This is a genomic window from Mycobacterium sp. SMC-2 (assembly GCF_025263485.1).
Classification (GTDB): domain Bacteria; phylum Actinomycetota; class Actinomycetes; order Mycobacteriales; family Mycobacteriaceae; genus Mycobacterium.
On the sequence record NZ_CP079863.1, the window covers coordinates 3,042,213 to 3,063,120 of the forward strand.

The following is a 20,908-nucleotide window of genomic DNA, read 5'->3' on the forward strand; positions in this document are numbered from 1 at the left end:
CGAGCTACACACCGGGCCTCCCCTCGCGAGGTCACCCTTCTTTAGGATCAACTCGCTATGCAACGCGGTGAGGAGGGACAGCAGGCATGATACAGACCGTTTCCGAGGCGCTCGCAGACTTTCTGGCGCGCGCCGGTGCCCGCGACATCTTCGTGATCAGCGGTGCGTCGGATATCCGACTCATCGACGCGATCGCGCGGCACCCCGATCTGAACTACCTCTGCCCGCATCACGAACAGGCCGGCGTGATGGCCGCGTCGATGACACATCGCCTCTCTGGTCAGCTCGGCGTGATGATGTGCACGGCCGGCCCCGGCGCGACGAACATGGTCACCGGCATCGCAAGTGCCCACCTCGACTCGATCCCGATGATGGCAATCGCAGGACAAGAAAACTCCACCTTCCTCAATCCGCCGACCGCGCTGCGCGGCAAGGGAGTTCAGGGGCTGGACATGGTCTCGATCGTCACGCCTGTGACAAAGTACGCGACGAGCATCCAGAAGCCTCAGCAGCTTCGCTACGAGCTTGAGAAGGCGCTCTACTTCGCCTACGAAGGGCGTCCCGGCCCGGTCTGGGTCGAGATCACGCAGGATATCCAGTTCGCACAGGTCGACTGGGACGAGCTGCCGTCCTTTGAACCGCCGGCGGTCGAGAAGCCGTCGATGATCGCCGAGGTGCAGCAGTTCCTCGCGATGGTGCGGGCTGCCGAGCGACCGCTTCTCTGGGCAGGCAACGGTATCCGTCTCGCCGGCGCGCAGGACCGATTCCGTCGGGTCCTCGAAGCGCTCGGCATCCCGGCTCTTATCGCGTGGAACGGCATCGACCTACTTGAGGATGACCACCCGCTGCAGGCCGGACGGGCTGGCAACTACGGGCAACGTGCCGCGAACTTCGCGGTACAGAACTGCGACTTCGTCTTCGGTCTCGGCACGCGCATGGCGATCCCCCAGCTCGGCTACGTGCAGACTGAATTCGCACGCGCTGCCAAGAAGGGGCTCGTCGAGATCGACCCCGCTGAGATCGCCAAGCTCGACCCGCCGTGGGACCTGGCCGTAAACGCGAATGTGGCCGACTTCCTCGATGAGCTCGAGCGGCAGCTCGACGCAGGCGAGCACGGCATCGATCCGTCGTCGTATACGCCGTGGGTTCAGCGGGTCCAGCAATGGCGCCGCGACTACCCGCCCTACGGACCGGAGCACCAAGAACACGTCCCGGAGCGGGTGAACAGTTACCTCTTCATCGACCGCCTCTCCGACGCCCTCACCGAAGACGACGTGATCTGCACCGACATGGGCACGAGCCTGACGTGCACGCACGCGACAATCCGCATCAAGCGCGGGCAGCGCATGGTCACCTCGACGGGGCTTGGTGAAATGGGCTTCGGCCTGCCCGGCGCGATCGGTGCCTGTGTGGGTTCGGGTCGGCGGAGGACGATCTTCGTCGGCGCTGACGGCTCGCTGATGATGAACCTGCAGGAGCTGCAGACGGTGATTCATCACCAGCTGCCGCTGAAGATCTTCCTGCTGAACAGCGTCGGCTACTTGACGATCCAGCACACGGAGCGAGCGATATTCGGCGACCGCCTCAGCGCCTGCACGCCAGAGTCCGGAGTGACAGTGCCGGACTTTGAGCGGTTGTCGCTGGCCTTCGGCTTCGAGCACTTCCGCCTCACCGACGACACCAAGGTGGACGAGTTCATCGAGGACGTACTCGAGACACCGGGGGCGGTCTTCGCCGAGGTCATGATCCCGACCGAGCAGTTCCTCGGCCCGAAGATGGCGGTGAAGGTGCGTCCGGATGGCACGCTGTTCTCACCTCCGCTGGAGGATCTCGCGCCGTTCCTGTCGCGTGAGCAACTCGCGGCGAACATGCTCATCCCGATGCTTCCGGAGGAGTAGCAATGCGGCGCAGCCACGCCTACGACGGCACGTCCTTCTCGCTCGGGCCGTTCATGAAGTGTCCGCACCCGGAGATGGTCGAGGTGCTGGCGCGCGGAGGCTTCGATTTTGCGGTGGCCGACATGGAACACACCCCTTTGGAACCGGCTGCGCTGTACCCGATGGTGCTGGCGGCGGAGCTGCACGGCATGCCGCTCGTGGTGCGCATCCCGCTGCGCAACGAGATGTATTTCAAGAAGGTGCTCGACCTCGGCGTCCGCTACGTGCAGGTGCCCTTCGTCCAGACCGCCGCGGATGCAGAAGAGGCCATGCGTTTGAGTCACTTCTCGCCGGAGGGAGGACGTGGTCTCTGCCGCTTCGTGCGTGCGGCCGGGTTCAGCGATGTCCCCAAGGACGACTATATGCGTGGAGCCAACGAGAATGTCCGACTCGTCCTGCAGATCGAGGACCACGTGGGCGTTGATAACATCGAGGCGATCACGGCGGTGCCGGGGATCGACACGATCTTCATCGGCCCGTGGGATCTGTCGGCTTCCTACGGTGTGCCCGGGGACGTCTGGAACCCGATTGTCGCGGAGGCGATGCAGAAGGTCGCCACCTTGGTGACCGGGAAGGGCTTGCGGTTGGGGGCATTCACCGACACCGCCGAAGGTGTTCAACGCCTCGCGGACCTCGGAGCGACGCTCATCGAGTATGGATCGGACCTGCAACTCGCTTACCAAGGTGGCGCGGCACTGCGCGCCTCCTTCAGCTAGATCGCTGGCAGAACAGAGCTCGCCCATCGTTCAACGGTTCGGACTCGTGACCCAACATCGCCGTGATCGCCCCGAGGTTGAACGGGTCTCCCAGGTTGTGCACTCGCATGACCGACTTGGTCTTGGGCATGCTGCCGCCCTCGGCGAGGCCCGCGTCGACGTTGTGCCTTGGACATGGCAACTGGAACTGGAACGACAACGACGGCGCGAACGGCCCCAACTACCGGCCGGGGCTACAGAGCAGCGAGCGGATGAATCAGCGCCACCGGTCCGTTCGGTTACGTCAGCGGAAACCTCGGCGTCTAGCTCCGGGTTGAGGGCAGACACCACGCAGTGATGGTGGCCGATCCATTTGTCGGCGGCGGCTGAAAATTGACCCCCTGGCGGCAGGTGAAAATTGACCCCCTGCCGGGGTGGTTGGTGATTATTCCTCAGTGGTGGCCGCTGCGGTAGGTGTGCGGCCGAGGTCGCGGTCTTTGAGTCGGTAGCTGTCTCCTTTGAGGGTGATGACTTCGGCGTGGTGGACGAGGCGGTCGATCATGGCGGCGGCCACGACGTCGTCGCCGAACACCTCGCCCCAGCGGCCGAAGGCTTTGTTGGAGGTGACGATCAGGCTGGCGCGCTCGTAGCGGGCCGAGACCAGTTGGAAGAACAGGTTGGCCGCCTCGGGTTCAAACGGGATGTAGCCGACTTCATCGATCACGATGAGCGGGTAGCGCCCGAGGCGGGTCAGTTCGGCGTGGATGCGTCCGGCGTGATGCGCTTCGGCGAGTCGGGCGACCCATTCGGCGGCGGTGGCGAACAGGACGCGGTGGCCGGCCTGACAGGCCCGTATCGCCAGCCCAATGGCCAGGTGGGTCTTGCCGGTGCCCGGTGGGCCGAGGAACACGACGTTGTCGCGGGCGGTGACGAAGTCCAGCGTGCCCAGATGCGCGATGGTGTCGCGTTTGAGTCCGCGAGCATGGTCGAAGTCGAACTCCTCCAGAGACTTTCGTGCCGGGAAGCGTGCCGCTCGGATACGTCCCTCGCCGCCGTGGGATTCGCGAGCAGAGACTTCACGTTGCAGGCACGCCGCCAAATATTCCTCGTGGGTCCAGTTCTGGGCCCGGGCCCGTTCGGCCAACCGGGCAATCGAGTCCCGCAGGGTGGGTGCCTTGAGTGCACGGGTCAGATACGCCAACTCGGTGGTCACGTCCCGCCCGGCAGTGGTGGTTTTGGTGGTGGCCATCAGGCGGCCCCGCCGTCAAGATCCACCCCGAACGCGGTGTCGTAGGACGACAGGTCTCGCACCGGCACCTCAGAGGCGAGCGGGGGTGGTGGGATCTGGATGCGTCTGCGCCGCAACACCTTCCCCACCTCCACGTGCACCGGATCGGAGATCGTCTGATGGGTGGACCAGATCCGGTCGTGCTCGGCGACGGTCTGCCCGTCGCAGAACGCTTGCACCCGATCCAAGTCCGCCCGGACCAGGACCCGGCGACCGACCGCGCTCGGGTGCACCGAGTAGTCGTTGCTGTCCAGACGGATGTAGTGATCCCGGGGCAGCCGCAGCGACGAGCACCAGCCGACCGTCGGCGCCACAGGCGGCAGCGCGAGCATCGCGGCCCGATCCGCGGTAATCCGATCCGTCGGGGCGCAGCCCAGGGCGCGACGGGTGCGGGTGTTGGCCACGGTCAGCCAGTCAGTCATCTGGGTGTTGAAATCCGCCGGTGAGGCGAACGCCCGGCCCGGCAGAAAGGAGCGCTCCAGATAGTCATGGGAGCGTTCGATAAGCCCTTTGGCTTCCGGGTCGGCGGGCCGGCAGACGATGACCTTGGTGGCCAGCACCCCGCGGAATGCCTGGCATTCCTTGGTCAGTTCGACCCGCCCACCCCGCCAGCGTCCGATCGCGCCTTCACCGTCCCAAACCAGTGCTCGCGGCACCGCGCCGAGCCGGCTGATCAGTTCCCACCAGCCGGCGAACAGATCCTCGGCCCGCCGCGACGGGAGCAGCATGGCCAGCAGCCAGCGGGAGTAGGCGCTGATCATGGTCAACACCGGCAGCCGGGTCGCGGTGCGGGTTTGACCGAACCCGACCGGAATCTCGACGTCGGGAAACCACAGATCACACTGGGCGATCTCCCCGGCCACGTAGGCCGTGCGTGAGGCCGGGTCCGGCGGCAGATAGACCGGCCGCAGCTCGGCCACCCGCGACGAGAGCACCCGGATGGAACGCTGCCAGCCGATCCGCTCGGCGATCACCGTGGCCGGCATCGTCGGATAGACCTGAAGCAGTTCACGGATGCGTGGTTCGACTTCGTCGACGATCGAACCGCGTGGCGGCCGTTCGTACTTCGGCGGTTCATCATCAGCCAGCGCCTGTCGGCGGACATGAAAAACTGCCCGCTGGCGGACATGAAAGTGCCCGTTCGCGGCCAATAAGTTCTGCCCACTGGCGGACATGAAAGTGCCCGTTGATGGCCATGAATCTGCCCAGACCTACCTGATGCCCTTCGGCGCGTCAGCGCCGTGGCGGCCTCTCCTGCGGTTTCGATGTCGATGCCTAGTCGAGATCGACAACCCCAGGAGAGACCTACTTGAAGTCTGATGGAGAACTCATGGAAATACTCAATGCCTACGACCTGACCGGGTCCTACCGCGCTGCGGCCGAGTTGTGCGGGTGCTCGCATCACACCGTGAAGAAAGCGGTCGAGGACCGCAACGCTGGCCTGCCGCCGGCCACGCGGCGGGCCCGGATGATCGATGATTGGCGCGACCTGCTCGAGGGCTGGGTCGCCGATTCGAAAGGCAAGATTCGCGGCGACAAAGCCCACGACAAGCTGGTGGCGTTGGGATACACCGGCACCGACCGCACCACTCGCCGGGCGCTGGCGGAGGTCAAAGCGCAGTGGCGGCTGGGCAATACACGCGTGCATCGGCCCTGGATCACCGAGCCCGGACTGTGGCTGCAGTACGACTTCGCCGACGGCCCTTTGGTGGCCGGCCGCAAAATCGTGCTGTTGGTGGCGTGGCTGGCGTGGAGCCGCTACCGAGTGGTCATCGCGTTGCGGGACCGCACCGCACCCAGTGTCTTCGCCGGCCTGGACCGCATCTTCCGCATCGTCGGCGGTGCCCCGACCTACCTGCTCACCGACAACGAGAAGACCGTCACCACCGGACACATCGCCGGAGTCCCGGTCCGTAACCGCGTCGCAGTCACCTTTGGCCGCTATTACGGCATCTCGGTGCTGACCTGTGAACCCGCCGACCCGGCTTGCAAAGGTGGCGTGGAGAACGCGGTCAAACTCGCCAAAGCCGACATTGTGCCCACCGAGACGAACCTGCTGGGTCACTACGACAGTTTCGCCGACGTGGAGGCCGCCTGCGCGGAGTTTGTCGCTGAGATCAACGCCCGGGTGCACCGCGCCACGGGCCGACGTCCGATCGAGATGCTCACCGCAGAACGCCCCGCCCTGCATGCGATACCCGACCTGCCCCACACCGCCGCGTTGGGAGTGACACGGCGGGTTCCCGACAACGCCCCGATGGTCACCTTCGAGCATTGCCAATACTCGCTACCGGCAACACTATTGGGGCAGACGGTGTGGATCAGGCATCACGACGGCACCGACGAAGTGGTGATCTGCGCCCTCGATGACGGCGGCCCCATCGAGGTGGCTCGGCACCCCGTGCCACCCCAGGCAGCCCGGCCATCGACGACGCCCATTTCCCCGGCCACCGCGACAAAGTGCCTGGGGACTACCGCGTCCGTGCCCGCACCGCCAGTGAACAGACCTTCCTGGCGTTGGGCCCCGGTGCGGCGGTGTGGCTCAAAGAAGCCGCCGCCGTCGGCACCGAACGCATCCTGCAGAAAATGGCCCACGCCGTCGAACTGTCCGCGCTGGCCGGCCGCGCCGATGTCGACTGGGCGCTCGGTCATGCCGCCGTGCACGGCCGGTTCGCCACCGGCGATCTGGACTCCATCCTGGCGGCCAAAGGTCTGGACCCGACTCGTCGTGGCGCCGGTGAGGACATCTCTCTGGCTCAAGGCACGGCCGGGTGGAACCTGTTCGGCCGCACCATCATCGACGTGACTGAGGCAGCAGACCAGCCATGAACACCACCACGACCGCCACGCAGTTGCCCGCCGAGGTCGAGACGTTGATGCGGGCCCTGCGGTTGCCGCACGCACGCGCGATCGCCGCCGACGTGCTGGCCACCGCCCGCGCTCAACGCTGGGACCCCACCGAGGTCATCAAAGCGCTGCTGACCGAGGAAGTCGCCGGCCGCGCCCGTTCTATGTTGGCCGCCCGCCGCAAAGCCGCCGGATTCCCGACTGGGAAAACCTTCGACGCCTGGGACCCGGGCGCCTCGTCGATCCCGCTGCCCACCCAACAAGCGCTACAGACCCTCGAATGGGTGGGGCGCCGCGAGAATCTGGTCGTCTGCGGGCCGGCCGGCACCGGCAAGACATTCTTCCTCGAAGCGTTGGGGCAGAAAGTCATCGAGGCCGGGATGCCGGTGGCGTGGTTCACCCTCGAGCAGATCGGGGTGCTCGTGCGCGCCCACCGTGCCGATGACTCTCTGGGAAAGGCGGTGGCCAAGATCGTGCGCGCCGAGCTCGTCGTCATCGATGACGTGGGGCTCTTGCCGGTCGGTGCCGATGCCGCCGAAGGGCTCTACCGCATCGTCGAAGCAGCCTACGAACGCAAGTCCGTGGCGATCTCCTCGAACCTGCACCCCAGTGGGTTCGACGAGCTGATGCCCAAGACGCTGGCCACCGCCACCGTCGACCGCCTGCTGCATCACGCACACCTATGCCAGACCAGCGGAGACTCCGTGCGCCTGGCCCAAGCCCTGCACGGGAAAGGAGTCAAACCCTTGAGCTGACAACGGCCTCACCGACCGGTGGCGGGCATCACCCTCATGGGCAGATTCGTGTCCGCCACCGGGCAGTTCTTATTGGCCACCAACCGGCAGTTCTCATGTCCGCCGACGGGCACTTTCAGCTGTCCATTGACAAGCGCCGACTTCACGGTGTTCTTCGAGATCTTCAACGTCCGCGCGATCACCTTGATCGGCAGGCCCTCGGCCCGGCGCAAGCGGCGGATCTCAGCCCAATCTTCCACAGACAACATTCCCTTCTGGTCCTCCTGGCTCGACTAGAGCCAGGCCACCGGACCAGGGGGTCAATTTTCAGTTGCCGCGCCGGGGTCACAATTCACGTGCCGCGGACACCATTCACGACTGCAGCGAGCCTTGACCGGCAAGGCTATGCGCAGTTTAGGTCTGATGCGTGGAGCAAGGGCCTGGGTAGGTTGGGTCCGACGTTCAGCAGCTTGTGCTCCGCGGAGCGGACGGGTAGCGGCACGAAAGTCGGAGACGCGGGAAATCGACGACGCCTGCGCTGTGCGGGCACGATGTTCGCCCGCCTCGGTGCCGACACTGCCGGGTTCTGGCTGGCCGCAACCGATTCTGGGAATCGGACTCGGGGTGGTCGCATGGGGGCAGAAATATGGACTATTAGAAGGGTCGACTGGTCTGCGAATCTTCGGAGCAGTTAAATACCGACCTTCCTGGTAATAACGAAATTGGGTCGTTCTTTTACTTCCTCGTAAATGAGCGCGAGGTATTCGCCTACTACCCCGAGTAGCAGGGCAACTACCCCAAACCCGATCAGCATGACGCAGATGAGCGAACCGAATCCGGGGAAGGGCACCCCGTACAAGACGAATCGCGCGGCGAGCACAAACACGGCGACCGCCGCAATGGCACTCAGGAAAAACCCGGTTAGAGTGATAAGACGCAGAGGTACGTACGAGTGGGCGAGGATGCCTTTGCCTGCTAGATTGAGCACGCTGAGCGTGTATGCCTTGGATTTCCCGGCGAAGCGAGGTGCGCGCTTCATCGGAAGCCCGATCGACTTGAAGCCCACCCAGGAGAACAGACCGCGGACGAACCTGTTGCGCTCGTCCATCGAGCGAACGACCTCGTAGACCTTCCGGTCCACTAAGCGGAAATCGCTTGCATTGCTAGTAATCCGGTCATCCGTGAGTCTGCCCGCAAGCCAATAGAAAAGCTGGGAATTCATTTTGCGGATCGGTCCTGTGCCTGTGCGCTCGGTGACGACTCCGTATACGTTCTCGTAACCGTCTTCCCACTTTCGGATCATCTCTGGGATGAACTCAGGCGGGTCCTGCAAGTCGGCTGTCATAAGCACGACGGCATCAGCGTCGACCATGTTAAGGCCAGCCGTCAGACCGCCATCCATACCGAAGTTACGTGCCAGCTGCAAGATCTTGAACCGCGGATCCGCCTGGTGGATCGCGAGCAACTTGTCCATCGTGTCATCGTCTGAACCGTTCTCGACGATGATCGCCTCGAATTCATACTCGAGCTCAGAATCGAACACGGCGGCTAGCTGGCGAGCCAGCTCCTCGACGCATTCACTTTCGTTGTAGGCGGGCGCGATCACAGCGATTTTTCTCTTCACTGCCACACTTACTTCCACACTTTCCAAGGCGGTTCTCCGCTGTCCCACAGCTTGTTAAGCAGCTGCGATTCCCGGAAAGTATCCATTGGCAGCCAGAAACCATGGTGCGCAAACGCGGCGATCTGGCGGTCTTCAGCCAGCCGGAGCAGCGGTTTCTCCTCCAGCACGGTCTCGTCGCCCTCCAAATAATCGAATACTCCCGACTCGAAAACGAAGTAACCGATGTTGATCCAGTCTTCAGCCTTGGGCTTTTCTCGGAACTTGGCGACCGCACCGTCATCTTCGAGGTCGATGACCCCGAACCGGCTCATCGGCTGGGTGGCCGTCACGGTGGCAAGTTTGCCGTGCGCGCGGTGGAACTCCAAGAGGGCCGGAATGTCGACATCGGCGATGCCGTCACCGTAGGTGCACAAGAACGTCTCATCACCGACGTACTTCTGGATGCGTTTGATCCGACCGCCCGTCATCGTGCTCAAACCGGTGTCGGCGACGGTCACCCGCCAGTTGAACTCGTCGTGCGAACCGTGGTAGCGGATGCTCGACTGGTCACCGAGGGTGATGGTGAAGTCCAGATTGGACACCCCATAGTTCGAGAAGTAGTTCTTGATGTACTCGCTCTTGTAACCCGTGCAGACCACGAACTGCGAAATGCCGTAGTGGCCAAGGATTTTCATGATGTGCCACAGCACCGGTCGGCCGCCCACCTCGACCATTGGCTTCGGGCGAAACTCGGTCTCTTCCCGCATTCGGGTCCCAAGACCACCCGCGAGAAGCACGGCTTTCATGACCAGCGGTCCAATCTCAAGGCAATCGTTCCCCCGCGCGGTTTTGCTGACGCAGCCTCATGCAGGTGACACACTAGCAATGTCGCGGCGCGCCCGGCGGGGTTTCAGGGCCGCCGCAAAATGTACGAATCACGGACGCTCGAGGAGATCTCATTTCACGACTCGCTACCAATGGGTCTGGGAACGGCGGGCTCGAAGAGGACCGAGAGGATATTCTCGCCGCGGTTCGCCGCTACGCGAAGCGCAAGCTTGCGACATCCGAATTCGTCCCCGGTACCACACCGGTCCCCGTGTCGGGCAAGGTCCTCGACCCGGAGGATTTCGCCGCACTGGTCGATGCCTGCCTCGACGGCTGGCTGACGGCAGGCCGGTTCCATCCGATCTTCGAGCGAGAGCTTGCTCGTTATGTCGGCGCTCGCGGCGCCGTCTTCGTCAACAGTGGGTCGAGCGCCAACCTGGTCGCGCTGAGCGCCTTGACGAGCGTGAAGCTGGGCAAGACGAGGTTTGGGAAGCGGCCGCTCGAGCCGGGTGACGAGGTGCTCACCGTCGCCACCGGGTTTCCCACCACCGTCAACCCGATAATCCAGAATCGGCTGCGCCCGGTCGTTGTCGACATCGAGCTGGGCACCTACGACGCCATCCCGGAGCGCCTCCGTGAGGCCGTCGGGCCCAAGACCCGGGCGATCATGATGGCGCACACCCTAGGCAATCCGTTCGACCTCCACGCAGTCCAAGACTTGTGCGAAAAGCACGGCCTGTGGCTGGTCGAGGACTCGTGCGACGCACTCGGTTCGACCTACGACGGTAAACGCACCGGCAGTTTCGGCGACACCGCGACCGTGAGCTTCTATCCCGCCCACCACATCACAACCGGTGAGGGCGGTGCCGTTTTCGTGAAATCCGCGTTGGTGCGAAAACAAGCCGAGTCGTTCCGTGACTGGGGTCGGGACTGCTACTGCCCGCCGGGCGAGGCCAACACGTGCCAGAAGCGATTCGAGTGGCAACTGGGCGACCTGCCGAAGGGCTACGACCACAAATACATCTACAGCCACATCGGATATAACCTGAAGGCCACCGACATGCAGGCCGCCATCGGGTTGTCCCAGCTGGCCAAACTCGACGGGTTCGTCCAGGCACGGAAGGACAACTTCGACTACCTGATGTCCCGGCTGACCGGCGTCGACGGGCTCCTGCTGCCGGTGGCCACGCCGAAGTCCGACCCGTCCTGGTTCGGCTTCCCGCTCACCCTCGATCCCGAGCATCCGGTCGATCGCACCAAGTTCATGCAGTTCCTCGACGACCGCAAGATCGGCTTCCGTCAGCTCTTCGCCGGCAACCTCGTCAAGCAGCCGGCCTACCGCAACGTTGATTTCCGGATCGTGGGGGACCTGACAAATAGCGACATCGTGATGAATCGGACGTTCTGGGTGGGCACCTATCCGGGCCTCACTCGGCCGATGCTCGATTTCCTCGCGGATTCGATCCGGGACTACATGGCCGAAGCTGCGCGGTAGCAGTGCACTACCTGGTCACCGGACACACGGGTTTCAAAGGGGCCTGGCTGACGCTGCTCCTCCTCAGCCGCGGACATCAGGTATCCGGCTTGGCGCTCGACCCCGTGGCGGGCAGCCTGTTCAAGCGAGCCGCACTCGCCGATCAGCTTGTCTCGGACTTCCGGGTGGACATTCGCGACGCAGAGGCCACCGGGGCGGCGGTTTCGACCGCCGCCCCGGATGTGTTGGTGCACATGGCCGCTCAGCCGTTGGTTCGCGAGTCGTATCGCAACCCGCGGTACACCTACGAAACCAACGCCATCGGCACGCTTACCGTGCTCGAGGCCGCCGCGGCCACCCCGTCGGTGCGCGCGCACGTCGTTGTCACCACCGACAAGGTCTACCGCAACGTGGACCAGGAGGCCGGTTACGTCGAAACCGACCCGTTGGGCGGCGACGACCCCTACAGCGCTTCGAAGGCGATGGCCGACCTACTGACGCAGTCGTGGATTAGCAGCTTCTCCGGCCCTCCCACCGCCATTGCCCGTGCCGGCAACGTCATCGGCGGTGGCGATGTCAGTCGTGACCGGCTGCTGCCAGATTTGGTGGCCGCATATGCCCAGGGGCGGGCGCCGATGCTGCGATTTCCGCGTGCGGTGCGGCCGTGGCAGCACGTGCTCGACTGCCTCAACGGCTACCTGACCCTCGTCGACGCGCTGCTTGCCGGCGGCGGCCTGGGCCAGTGGAACTTCGGGCCGGGCCGCGACAGCTTCGTCGAGGTCGGCCAGGTGGCTACCCTGGCGGCCGAGCTGTGGGGCGGCGGCGCGCATTGGGAACTCGAGGGCGGGAACCACCTACACGAGGCAAACCTGCTGGCCCTCGACACTTCGAAGGCGCAGCGCGAACTGGGCTGGCGCAATCGGCTCGGCTTCCGCGATGCCGTGGCATGGACGATCGACTGGGAGCGGCGCGTGCACGCCGGCGCCGACCCGCATACGGTCAGCCGGGAGCAGATCGCCGTTTTCGAAGGCCTCGGATGAGTGAATTCGACCTGCCACCCGAATCGGTGCAGCCAGGGCAGTTGATCCGGCTCGTCCGAGACCAGCGCGTGGCATTCCTGATGGTCGGGGGGATCAATACCGTCGTTGGGTTCGGGATCTTCGTCGCCTGCTCGGAGAGCTTGGGCCACCTCGTCGACCAGCGGTTCGGTAAGGTCGCGGGATCGCTGGTAACGCTCGGCATCGCGCATGTGCTAAGCGTGCTGTTCGCGTTTGTGATGCATCGGCGGTTCGTGTTCCGCGTCCGGGGCCATGTGCTGCGTGACCTCGTCCGCTTCTGGAGCGTCTACATAACGGCCGCGGGCATCAACTTCGTTGCCTTGCCTGTGCTGGTCGAGCTGGGTCTGGACCGCATACCGGCGCAAGCAATTGTAGTGGCGTCCACCACGCTGCTGAGCTACTTCGGCCACCGTTACTTCTCTTTCCGGCGCGGTGTCGGCGACGCTCGGGACGAGACCTCGCGTTCATAGAGACCTGCAACCGCGGGTGGCGGGTCCGGTGTGGAACCGCCTGGCCGATCAGCACAGTGAGGTGCGCTTGGGCCACCGCCGGGGCGTTTGATGCACGTCGCTTCGAAGCCCTCGGACCGCAACCTCAGCATCCGCCTCGCCGGATGTCACGTTGGCCGTTGTCCGCGGAAGTGCTGGGCCGCATCCGCCTGCCTAGCCAGCGGTACACCGCGCGACGGCCGAGGGCGTTCGCGTGCGCTCGTGCGCTGCCAACCCATAGGTGGCGTCGGTTGAGCAATCCCGGCTGAGTCGTGGCCAACTCACGCTGAAATCCGATGGTTTGGTCGGCTTGGGAGCGCATCAGCTGCACACTCCACTGCGAGCGGCTGACCCGGAACGCAGCCAGCGGGCCGGGTACTGCAACCAGATTTCCACGAAGCAAGACTGCGCAATAGGTTGCCAGGTCAATGAGGTATGGGAAGCGGCTGTCCCAGCCACTGGCGTCGACCAGGGCGGAGCGCCTGAACATCACCGAAGCTGGCTCACCGAAAATGTTCGTCCCGGCGAGCACAGTGTGCCGGATGGCCTCGACGCCCGTGACCTCACCCCGCAGCCCCTTGAGTCCACGGCCGCGCAGTACGGCCCTGCCCGCGGCATCGATGATGTCTCTGGTGCTCGCGGCCAGTACTGCCGACGGATGCGCCGTTAACGCCGCCACCTGCATCGCCAAATTTTCCGGATAGAGGACATCATCGCCGCAGACCAGCTTGATGAACTCGCCGGTGCCGAGGTCGGTAACTGCGTTCCAGTTCGCTGGCGCCCCACCGCCCGACGCCAGCCGGGTCACTCGCACCCGAGGGTCAGCGGTATAAGGCTGCAGCGCCTCCCAGGTGCCGTCGGTGGAGCTGTGGTCGGAAACCACCAGCTCGAAATCGCTGAAGCTTTGCGCCAGAATCGATCCCATCGTGGCGTCGATGAACTCAACGCTGTTGTACGTCGGCACCACGACCGACACCCGTGGCATCACGCACATGACTTAGTGATGGCCGGGCAGTCCCAGCGCGATGGGATTACGGCCGAACGAAAAGTGCCGATGAGCGAACCAGCTGTACACCACCTGCACAGCGGTGATGACCAGCTGCGACAGCAGCACTGGCCAGCCACACACCTCCACTAGCAGCGGCAGCACGGCAAAATTGAAGGCCAACGCAGAAACGTTGACCAGCTCGAACCGTCCCAGATCGCGCAAGACATGACCGGTCACCCGGAACACAAAATGGCGGTAAAGGACGAACGCGCACAGCACGGCCGCAACGTGCGCGCAGACTAGCGCTCCCAGATAGCCGATGGCATTCCGGAGGAGCCATAAAAACAGCACAAACCACGCCGGACCGATTAAGGCATTAACCGCGCCGACGATCAGAAAGGCGACCCGCTGGTCCCGGATTATTCGCAACAGTGGGCCAGGAACGCCAGTCATTCCAGCGGGCGGACGAATCGGCTGGTCGTCACCCGCAAACGCGTCGAGACTCATCCCCGACTAGGGTAGTCCGGCGGACGGGCAATCGGAGGAGAACCACTCGACTTGCCTCGCGGTTCAGGCACCCCCGCGGTGCCTCCCAGAGCCGGACCGTTCCAGCGCCCTAGTAGCGGACTGGCGGCGAGGTCTCCTATTTCGCCTCGGATGTATGTGCAGAGGCGGTGACCGCTGCAACCGGTGACCCATCCCGAACGGCTCCTTCGTCATCGCAGTCTCGGCGGGCCGGCCTTCGCGCGTAGGAGACGATAATCACGGCGCACGTGACTAGCCACAAGATCGGCGCCCAACCGACTGTGGTGACAACGATCAGTCTGTTACCGGTTGGTCCATTGGCTCCGGGCTGTCCGGGGATCGGTGCAGCGGCCGGCTGACCCAAGGCGACCTGAGCGATGCTGAGCGCCGTGGCCAAACTCACGCACATGCCGACCGCGCGACGGCGGCCAGCGTGTGCCGCAAGCCGGTCGAATATTCCCGTACCGGGCGGCCCATCGGGGTCTCGGAGAACCAGCGCGGCGATTGGCAAAACGATTACCAGGTAATAGAAGGCCACCTTGGGAGGGAAGAATACGGCAGTAGCCAGCAGCACGATTCCAGCTATCACAGGCGGCATGCGCCGCCCCAGCGCAATGAGGGAGGCGGCGACTACGAGCAGAACAACATACCCGATCAACGACCTCGGACCAGCGAGAAAGCCGCCTGGTATTTTGCCGCCCGTCTGGAAAAGCTTGATGGTATCGGGAACGATCAGCAGTCCTTTGCCAAAGGACACGTTCTGTTGTGCAACGGTATCTTGGAACGGACCTTTACCGAAAATGTTGTGAATCGATTGCGCGATAGTGTCCGGAAAGTCCCTAGGCCACAACAGGTATGCGGCGAGATTGGAGATCGCGATCCCTCCGATCGCGAGCCCGCCCAACCGCCATTTCCGGGCCGCGAACAACGCGACCACGAGCACCGCGAACATTGGTTTCAACAGTGCTGCGAGGACCACCATGGTGGCCACCAGGCCCCAACGCTCTCGGCGCAATGCCACCAAGAAGACCAACGCGATTGGCACCACGAAACCCGCCGAGTTGCCCCGGTCGATGACTGCCCATGCCGGAATGGCCGCGGCCCCCAACGCCACGAACACCACCGCAGCCTCCAGGCCGCGTGCCCCTCGGGCCGCCCAGACCGCCGGCGAAAGCACCGCGACCGTCAACGCGAGCAGATAACCGATCAGCCCCAGCTGCTGTGCGCCTAGCCATTTCGCGGGAAGCGCAAAGAGTAGATGCGGCACCATGCCGGCTGCGGGGTAGGGGAGCCGCACCGGCGGGTGCGGCGGCAATACCGGATAGGGTGCCCATGGATTGGGCCGCAGCCCGGCAGCCGCAACCATCGAGTAGTCGCCGAAGCAGTGCCGACCGATCTTCGTGCTCCAAGCCGCCCAGCAATCCTCCGGGGGCGACAACAGAAGAGAGGAAAGCACGTCCACCGAGTAACACCGGGCGAGAAGGTAGCCTAGTGCTACCGAAACCGCCGACACGAGCAGGATAGTGCTGAGCACGATGGTGCGCTCGGATTGGCCGGTGATGACGGAAAGCTGCTTCCGAACGCCGTGCCGCGCTTCAAGAGGTCGATTCATCAGCGTTCTCCTCGATTTTGCGGACCGCGGTCGCTGGGAGGACGAGCGCAGGACGCGCTCACGTCCGCGTTCCACCGCCGAGCCAGCGGTTTGAGTTTCGCGCAAAGGCCTCTGAAACACAAGAAATTCCGCCGAGCCTCCTTTTCCGGACCTGCGATACGTTGCGATCGATATATTTCCTGGCGAAATGGCGAAGCCGTCAGTCAATCTTTGCTTGCCTCAACATCTACTATTGACCGATGGCGCGGCCCGCGGTGGAGCACATGGCGAGGAGTTAGGGGGCGCGATGGGGTGGGGGACACGTGGTGGTGAGCGGACGCAGGCGAAAGTAGGAAACCAGTGAAGCGAGCACTCATCACTGGGATCACCGGGCAGGACGGTTCGTATCTCGCTGAACTGCTGCTGGGCAAGGGATACGAGGTTCACGGGCTCATCCGTCGAGCCTCGACGTTCAACACGTCGCGCATCGATCACCTCTACGTTGATCCGCATCAACCGGACGCACGACTGTTCCTGCATTACGGCGACCTCACCGACGGTACCCGGTTGGTCACTTTGCTGAGCACCATCGACCCGGACGAGGTGTACAACCTCGCCGCGCAGTCGCACGTGCGCGTCAGCTTTGACGAACCTGTACACACCGGCGACGCCACCGGCATGGGATCAATCCGACTGTTAGAGGCCGTCCGTCTGTCCCGGGTGGATTGCCGCTTCTACCAGGCCTCCTCGTCGGAGATGTTTGGTGGGTCCCCTCCGCCGCAGAACGAGCTGACCCCCTTCTATCCCCGCTCACCCTACGGTGCGGCGAAGGTTTACGCGTACTGGACGACGCGCAACTATCGTGAGGCGTACGGCTTGTTCGCGGTCAACGGTATCTTGTTCAACCACGAATCACCTAGGCGCGGTGAGACATTCGTGACACGGAAGATCACGCGAGCCGCCGCGCGTATCAAAGCCGGTATCCAGTCGGATGTCTACCTGGGTAACCTCGGTGCTGTCCGCGACTGGGGATATGCACCCGAGTATGCCGAGGGTATGTGGCGCATGCTGCAGGCTGCCGAGCCCGAGGACTTCGTTCTGGCGACCGGGCGCGGTTACAGCGTGCGCGAGTTCGCTCAGACCGCGTTCAACCATGCCGGGCTCGACTGGCAAAAGTATGTGAAATTCGACGAGCGCTACCTGCGGCCCACGGAAGTGGATTCTCTGATCGGGGATGCGACGAAGGCTGCCGAATCGTTGGGCTGGAAGGCGTCCGTACACACCGGCGAGCTGGCGCGGATCATGGTGGATGCTGACATCGCGGCATTGGAGTGCGACGGCACGCCCTGGATCGACAAGCCGATGCTGCCCGGTTGGAGCTGAGCGGGGATGGGCACTATCGGGGTCCTTGACCGGGATTTGCCGGTATACATCGCCGGGCACCGCGGGCTGGTGGGGTCGGCCCTGCTGCGCAGATTTCGTGCCGAGGGGTTCACCAATCTCCTTGTGCGGCAACACGATGAGCTCGACCTCACGGACCGCCGTGCAACGTTCGACTTCCTGTTGCAGTCAAGGCCGCAGGTCATCATCGACGCTGCGGCGCGGGTCGGGGGAATCATGGCGAACAACACCTACCCGGCCGATTTCTTGTCCGAAAATCTACAGATTCAGGTCAACTTGCTTGACGCTGCGGTGGCCGCACGGGTGCCGCGGCTGCTATTCCTCGGCTCCTCTTGCATATATCCGAAGTTCGCGCCGCAGCCCATCCAGGAGGGCGCACTCCTCACCGGACCGCTGGAACCCACCAACGAGGCGTACGCAATCGCCAAGATCGCCGGCATCCTGCAAGTCCAAGCGGTGAGGCGTCAATATGGCCTGGCGTGGATATCCGCGATGCCGACCAACCTCTATGGCCCCGATGACAACTTCTCCCCTTTAGGCTCGCATCTGCTGCCGGCGCTCATCCGGCGGTATGACGAGGCCAAAGCCAGCGGCGCGGGACAGGTGACAAACTGGGGGAGCGGCACTCCACGGCGCGAACTGCTGCATGTCGACGATCTCGCAAGTGCGTGCCTGTACCTCCTGGAACACTTCGACGGTCCGAATCATGTCAACGTGGGGACCGGCATCGACCACACGATCAGGGAGATCGCCGTGATGGTCGCGGATGCGGTGGGCTATACCGGCGAAACACGCTGGGACACAACGAAACCGGATGGGACACCTCGCAAGCTATTGGATGTGTCGGTTCTGCGCGAGGCGGGATGGCAGCCCAAAATCGCGCTGCGAGACGGCATCGAGGCAGCAGTGGCGTGGTATCGCGCGAACGCCGCAGTGGCAAGGAAGTAACTGCGCCGACCTACGCGCTGGACTCGGCGGCTTGACGATAGCCGCGCACCGCGATTGGCATGAAGACCGCTAGCAGCCCGATCGTCCAGAGGAGAGTCATCACCAGCGGCCACACGAGCGGGCCGCCGTGGGCCAGCGCCCACATCGCTTCGATAGGCGGCGACATTGGTTGCATGCGAACGAAAGGTCGAAGCCACTCCGGGTACAGCGCGATGGGAGTGGTACCGGGATTGAGGAAAGCCAGCGAGACGGTCACGCCCACCAGCCAGGTCATGACGGTACGGCCATTGGCGCGGATGGCCAGTGCCGTTACCAACGCCGTGAACCCGACGACCGCGATCGACGGGATCAGAACGTACAACAGCGCCGTCAACCACCCATGCGTGAAGCGAAGCCCCAGCGTAACCCCGACGGCGGTGATCAGGACAGTCCCAATGCATGCGCGCGCGGCGTCAGCGGCTATCCGCCCAGTAAGCGCACTTGTCCGGTGTACTGGCAGCACCCAGAGCCGCCTGTGAATTCCCAATTGGCGCTCCAAGGTGACACTGACCGCGCCACCCAGGGCGCCGAACAGTGCGGAAAGTTCCGCGGCTAACGGGGCCAAGCCGTAAACGCTGTCGACGCCGGTGACTTTGCGCACCTGCTCGCCTAACACGACCTGGTAGATAAGCATGAGGCAGATAGGGAAAACCAGGGATCCCATCAATACCCCGTGGTCACGCCGCCATCGTGTGAGGAGTCGCCCGGCGTGCACCCAGCTCTCGGTCAAGAGCGACCCTTGTACTGCGGCCTGCGGTACCACTAGGCCCGCCTCTGCATCCGCAGCGTAATGGCGCCGAAGACCAGCATCATGCCGACACACCAGGCCATACCAGCGACAAATGTGCCGACCGCCACGTGTCCACGAGCCAGGCCGCGCAATGTTTCGGTGACCTGTGACACCGGCTGGTTGCGAACATACGGGCGCAACCAGCCGGGAAAGGTTCTCTCGGGGGCGATCCCGGTGGACAGCATAAACAGCAGCAGCTGGGGCACAAATAATATGTGACTGACCCCCTCCAAACTGCTCGCACCAGATCCCAGTGCGTCGGCCGCGAGCCCTACGGCCAGACACAGTAGCAACGCCGCGAGCACAAAGGCGAGCGCATAGCGCAGTCCGCCGGTCATGCGGAATCCGATCGCATAGCTTGCGACCATTGCCACCGACAGGGCGAGCGTGGCCCGCATCAGGGTAGCCACCATGCGGGCGCTCACCGGGACTGCGGCGGGGATTGGCAGCGTCGCCAACCGCTGACCCAACGCATGGAGCCGGTCACGTGCCGCGCGGTCCCCAGTCAACAACGCGATGGAGATCATGGACTGGACGACTACCGCGGGCACCAGATACTGCGAATAACTCACGCGGTCGGTGTCGATCAGGCCGTGCAGTGCCGCGGCGAATCCGGCCAAATACCCGATGGGTGACAGCACCTCGTAGATCATCCCGCCATCACGCGCCGCCGACATGAGCGAACGTTCCGTGAGAGCGCCCATCGCGCTCATGACTGGACGACCGTCTGTTCGGTGAGGTGCAGGAACGCCTCGTCGAGCGAGGGTTTCCGCAGCGAGATGTCGGTGAACTCAACGCCGATCGCGTCGACCCGCCGGAACACCTCACCCAGTGTGGCCAGCCCGTCGGGGGCGAACACCGACACTGAACTCTTGTCGGCGTTGACATCGAACCCGTTGAGTCCGGCCAATGCCGCCGCGACCTGAGGCAAGTCAGCCGGATTGGCCGGGGTTACCTCACAATAACTCGTACCGACCTTGCGCTTGAGGTCCTCGGCGGTGCCGCTGGCGATCACTTGGCCGTGGTCGATGACGACGATCGAGTCGCTCAACACGTCCGCCTCTTCCAGGTACTGCGTGGTCAGTAGCACGGTGATGCCCTGGCGGGCCAACGAGCTCACCAGCGCCCATACGTTTCGTCGGCTGCGGGGGTCCAGCCCGGTGGTCGGCTCGTCGAGGAAGAGTACCTTCGGCAGCACCATTAGGGCGCTGGCAAGGTCGACGCGCCGCCACATGCCACCGGAATAGGTGGATACCCGCCGGTCGGCGGCCGCGACGAGGTCGAACTGCTCGAGCAGGTCGTCAGCGCGAGCTTTTGCCTCCCTGCGACGTAGGCCGCGCAGCCGGCCGAACAACACCAGGTTCTCCCGGCCGCTGAGCAGGGGGTCCATCGAGGCGAACTGCCCGGCCACCCCGATGCTGGCACGAACTTGGGCGGGCTGACGGACGATGTCGTAGCCCGCGACGGCGGCGCAACCCGCAGTGGGCCGGATGAGTGTAGACAAGATATTGATAGTGGTCGTCTTGCCGGCGCCATTGTGACCGAGCACGCCGCACACCGTTCCGGCTGGAACGGAAAAACTCACGCCGCACAGTGCACGCGTGTCTCGTCCGAATGTCTTTGCGAGGGCTTCAACCTCGATCGCCAGTGGACTCACAGTATGGAGTATTTCATCGT

At 63.9% G+C, this 20,908-nt stretch carries 17 protein-coding genes and 3 pseudogenes; 9 read left to right on the forward strand and 11 right to left on the reverse strand.

The window, feature by feature from the left end; translation table 11 throughout:
• Window positions 1-86 precede the first annotated feature (86 nt).
• A complete protein-coding gene (locus KXD96_RS14540; protein ID WP_260736535.1) occupies window positions 87-1,898 on the forward strand; it encodes a thiamine pyrophosphate-binding protein in 1,812 nt (603 codons plus the stop codon).
• 2 nt (window positions 1,899-1,900) lie between these two features.
• The gene (locus KXD96_RS14545; protein ID WP_260736537.1) at window positions 1,901-2,653 is read left to right on the forward strand and encodes an HpcH/HpaI aldolase/citrate lyase family protein; all 753 of its coding nucleotides are present in this window, start codon (window positions 1,901-1,903) and stop codon (window positions 2,651-2,653) included.
• Between the two features lie 424 nt (window positions 2,654-3,077).
• Here KXD96_RS14545 and istB read toward each other — a convergent pair whose 3' ends face one another.
• Both istB and istA (KXD96_RS14555) read right to left on the reverse strand, forming a co-directional pair.
• A complete protein-coding gene (gene istB, locus KXD96_RS14550; protein WP_260736539.1) occupies window positions 3,078-3,881 on the reverse strand; it encodes an IS21-like element helper ATPase IstB in 804 nt (267 codons plus the stop codon).
• Window positions 3,881-4,993, reverse strand: a pseudogene (istA, locus tag KXD96_RS14555) (IS21 family transposase); the annotation flags it as partial. The pseudogene istA (KXD96_RS14555) and the gene istB, both read right to left, overlap by 1 nt.
• Window positions 4,994-5,229: 236 nt before the next feature.
• Here istA (KXD96_RS14555) and istA (KXD96_RS14560) point away from each other — a divergent pair.
• Window positions 5,230-6,749 (forward strand): annotated as a pseudogene (gene istA / locus KXD96_RS14560) (IS21 family transposase).
• A complete protein-coding gene (locus tag KXD96_RS14565) occupies window positions 6,746-7,522 on the forward strand; it encodes an ATP-binding protein (protein WP_225601280.1) in 777 nt (258 codons plus the stop codon). The pseudogene istA (KXD96_RS14560) and the gene KXD96_RS14565 overlap by 4 nt, the downstream one beginning before the upstream one ends.
• Before the next feature lie 119 nt (window positions 7,523-7,641).
• Here the strand turns inward: KXD96_RS14565 and KXD96_RS14570 are convergent.
• The 3 genes and pseudogenes from KXD96_RS14570 to rfbF form a co-directional block, all read right to left on the reverse strand.
• A pseudogene (locus tag KXD96_RS14570) lies at window positions 7,642-7,770 on the reverse strand (sigma factor-like helix-turn-helix DNA-binding protein); the annotation flags it as partial.
• Window positions 7,771-8,192: 422 nt separating this feature from the next.
• Window positions 8,193-9,152 carry a glycosyltransferase family 2 protein gene (locus tag KXD96_RS14575; RefSeq protein ID WP_313901584.1) on the reverse strand — a complete coding sequence of 320 codons (960 nt, stop codon included), beginning with the start codon at window positions 9,150-9,152 and terminating at the stop codon, window positions 8,193-8,195.
• Window positions 9,134-9,910: a glucose-1-phosphate cytidylyltransferase gene (rfbF, locus tag KXD96_RS14580; RefSeq protein WP_260736544.1), complete on the reverse strand. Its 777-nt coding sequence runs from the start codon at window positions 9,908-9,910 to the stop codon at window positions 9,134-9,136. Before rfbF ends, KXD96_RS14575 begins: the two co-directional genes overlap by 19 nt.
• A 152-nt stretch (window positions 9,911-10,062) precedes the next feature.
• Here rfbF and rfbH point away from each other — a divergent pair, with 152 nt between their 5' ends.
• Genes rfbH through KXD96_RS14595 form a run of 3 tightly spaced genes read left to right on the forward strand, consistent with a single transcriptional unit; the run spans window position 10,063 to window position 12,931 of the window.
• Window positions 10,063-11,424: a lipopolysaccharide biosynthesis protein RfbH gene (rfbH, locus tag KXD96_RS14585; protein ID WP_260745383.1), complete on the forward strand. Its 1,362-nt coding sequence runs from the start codon at window positions 10,063-10,065 to the stop codon at window positions 11,422-11,424.
• Between the two features lie 2 nt (window positions 11,425-11,426).
• Entirely contained in the window at window positions 11,427-12,443 is a 1,017-nt protein-coding gene (gene rfbG, locus KXD96_RS14590; RefSeq protein ID WP_260736545.1) for a CDP-glucose 4,6-dehydratase, read from the forward strand.
• Window positions 12,440-12,931, forward strand: coding sequence for a GtrA family protein (locus KXD96_RS14595; protein ID WP_260736547.1), 492 nt, complete (start codon window positions 12,440-12,442; stop codon window positions 12,929-12,931). The genes rfbG and KXD96_RS14595 overlap by 4 nt, the downstream gene beginning before the upstream one ends.
• A gap of 124 nt (window positions 12,932-13,055) precedes the next feature.
• Here KXD96_RS14595 and KXD96_RS14600 read toward each other — a convergent pair whose 3' ends face one another.
• The 3 genes from KXD96_RS14600 to KXD96_RS14610 form a co-directional block, all read right to left on the reverse strand.
• Complete coding sequence (locus KXD96_RS14600) at window positions 13,056-13,934, reverse strand: glycosyltransferase family A protein (RefSeq protein ID WP_260736549.1); 879 nt, start codon at window positions 13,932-13,934, stop codon at window positions 13,056-13,058.
• Window positions 13,935-13,946: 12 nt separating this feature from the next.
• Entirely contained in the window at window positions 13,947-14,444 is a 498-nt protein-coding gene (locus KXD96_RS14605; protein ID WP_260736553.1) for a GtrA family protein, read from the reverse strand.
• A gap of 136 nt (window positions 14,445-14,580) precedes the next feature.
• The gene (locus tag KXD96_RS14610; protein WP_260736554.1) at window positions 14,581-16,074 is read right to left on the reverse strand and encodes a glycosyltransferase family 87 protein; all 1,494 of its coding nucleotides are present in this window, start codon (window positions 16,072-16,074) and stop codon (window positions 14,581-14,583) included.
• Window positions 16,075-16,413: 339 nt separating this feature from the next.
• On the opposite strand from KXD96_RS14610, the gene gmd reads away from it, so the two are divergent.
• Complete coding sequence (gene gmd / locus KXD96_RS14615) at window positions 16,414-17,436, forward strand: GDP-mannose 4,6-dehydratase (protein WP_260736559.1); 1,023 nt, start codon at window positions 16,414-16,416, stop codon at window positions 17,434-17,436.
• Window positions 17,437-17,442: 6 nt separating this feature from the next.
• The gene (locus tag KXD96_RS14620; protein WP_260736563.1) at window positions 17,443-18,402 is read left to right on the forward strand and encodes a GDP-L-fucose synthase; all 960 of its coding nucleotides are present in this window, start codon (window positions 17,443-17,445) and stop codon (window positions 18,400-18,402) included.
• Between the two features lie 10 nt (window positions 18,403-18,412).
• Here the strand turns inward: KXD96_RS14620 and KXD96_RS14625 are convergent, their stop codons facing one another.
• The 3 genes from KXD96_RS14625 to KXD96_RS14635 all read right to left on the reverse strand — a co-directional run bounded on the left by KXD96_RS14625 (window position 18,413) and on the right by KXD96_RS14635 (window position 20,888).
• A complete protein-coding gene (locus KXD96_RS14625; protein WP_260736569.1) occupies window positions 18,413-19,105 on the reverse strand; it encodes an ABC transporter permease in 693 nt (230 codons plus the stop codon).
• 98 nt (window positions 19,106-19,203) lie between these two features.
• The gene (locus KXD96_RS14630; protein WP_260736573.1) at window positions 19,204-19,944 is read right to left on the reverse strand and encodes an ABC transporter permease; all 741 of its coding nucleotides are present in this window, start codon (window positions 19,942-19,944) and stop codon (window positions 19,204-19,206) included.
• Window positions 19,941-20,888 (reverse strand): ATP-binding cassette domain-containing protein, encoded by a 948-nt coding sequence (locus KXD96_RS14635; protein ID WP_260736575.1) that lies wholly within the window; start codon window positions 20,886-20,888, stop codon window positions 19,941-19,943. Before KXD96_RS14635 ends, KXD96_RS14630 begins: the two co-directional genes overlap by 4 nt.
• Window positions 20,889-20,908 lie beyond the last annotated feature (20 nt).

What these genes read in the sequence shown, in the direction of transcription:
- KXD96_RS14630 (WP_260736573.1), bottom strand. Translation starts at nt 19,944, where the DNA reads ATGAGCGCGATGGGCGCTCTCACGGAACGTTCGCTCATGTCGGCGGCG.
- KXD96_RS14545 (WP_260736537.1), top strand. Translation starts at nt 1,901, where the DNA reads ATGCGGCGCAGCCACGCCTACGACGGCACGTCCTTCTCGCTCGGGCCG.
- KXD96_RS14540 (WP_260736535.1), top strand. Translation starts at nt 87, where the DNA reads ATGATACAGACCGTTTCCGAGGCGCTCGCAGACTTTCTGGCGCGCGCC.
- KXD96_RS14610 (WP_260736554.1), bottom strand. Translation starts at nt 16,074, where the DNA reads ATGAATCGACCTCTTGAAGCGCGGCACGGCGTTCGGAAGCAGCTTTCC.
- KXD96_RS14625 (WP_260736569.1), bottom strand. Translation starts at nt 19,105, where the DNA reads ATGGGATCCCTGGTTTTCCCTATCTGCCTCATGCTTATCTACCAGGTC.
- KXD96_RS14600 (WP_260736549.1), bottom strand. Translation starts at nt 13,934, where the DNA reads ATGCCACGGGTGTCGGTCGTGGTGCCGACGTACAACAGCGTTGAGTTC.
- KXD96_RS14595 (WP_260736547.1), top strand. Translation starts at nt 12,440, where the DNA reads ATGAGTGAATTCGACCTGCCACCCGAATCGGTGCAGCCAGGGCAGTTG.
- rfbF (WP_260736544.1), bottom strand. Translation starts at nt 9,910, where the DNA reads ATGAAAGCCGTGCTTCTCGCGGGTGGTCTTGGGACCCGAATGCGGGAA.
- KXD96_RS14565 (WP_225601280.1), top strand. Translation starts at nt 6,746, where the DNA reads ATGAACACCACCACGACCGCCACGCAGTTGCCCGCCGAGGTCGAGACG.
- KXD96_RS14620 (WP_260736563.1), top strand. Translation starts at nt 17,443, where the DNA reads ATGGGCACTATCGGGGTCCTTGACCGGGATTTGCCGGTATACATCGCC.
- istB (WP_260736539.1), bottom strand. Translation starts at nt 3,881, where the DNA reads ATGGCCACCACCAAAACCACCACTGCCGGGCGGGACGTGACCACCGAG.
- KXD96_RS14605 (WP_260736553.1), bottom strand. Translation starts at nt 14,444, where the DNA reads ATGAGTCTCGACGCGTTTGCGGGTGACGACCAGCCGATTCGTCCGCCC.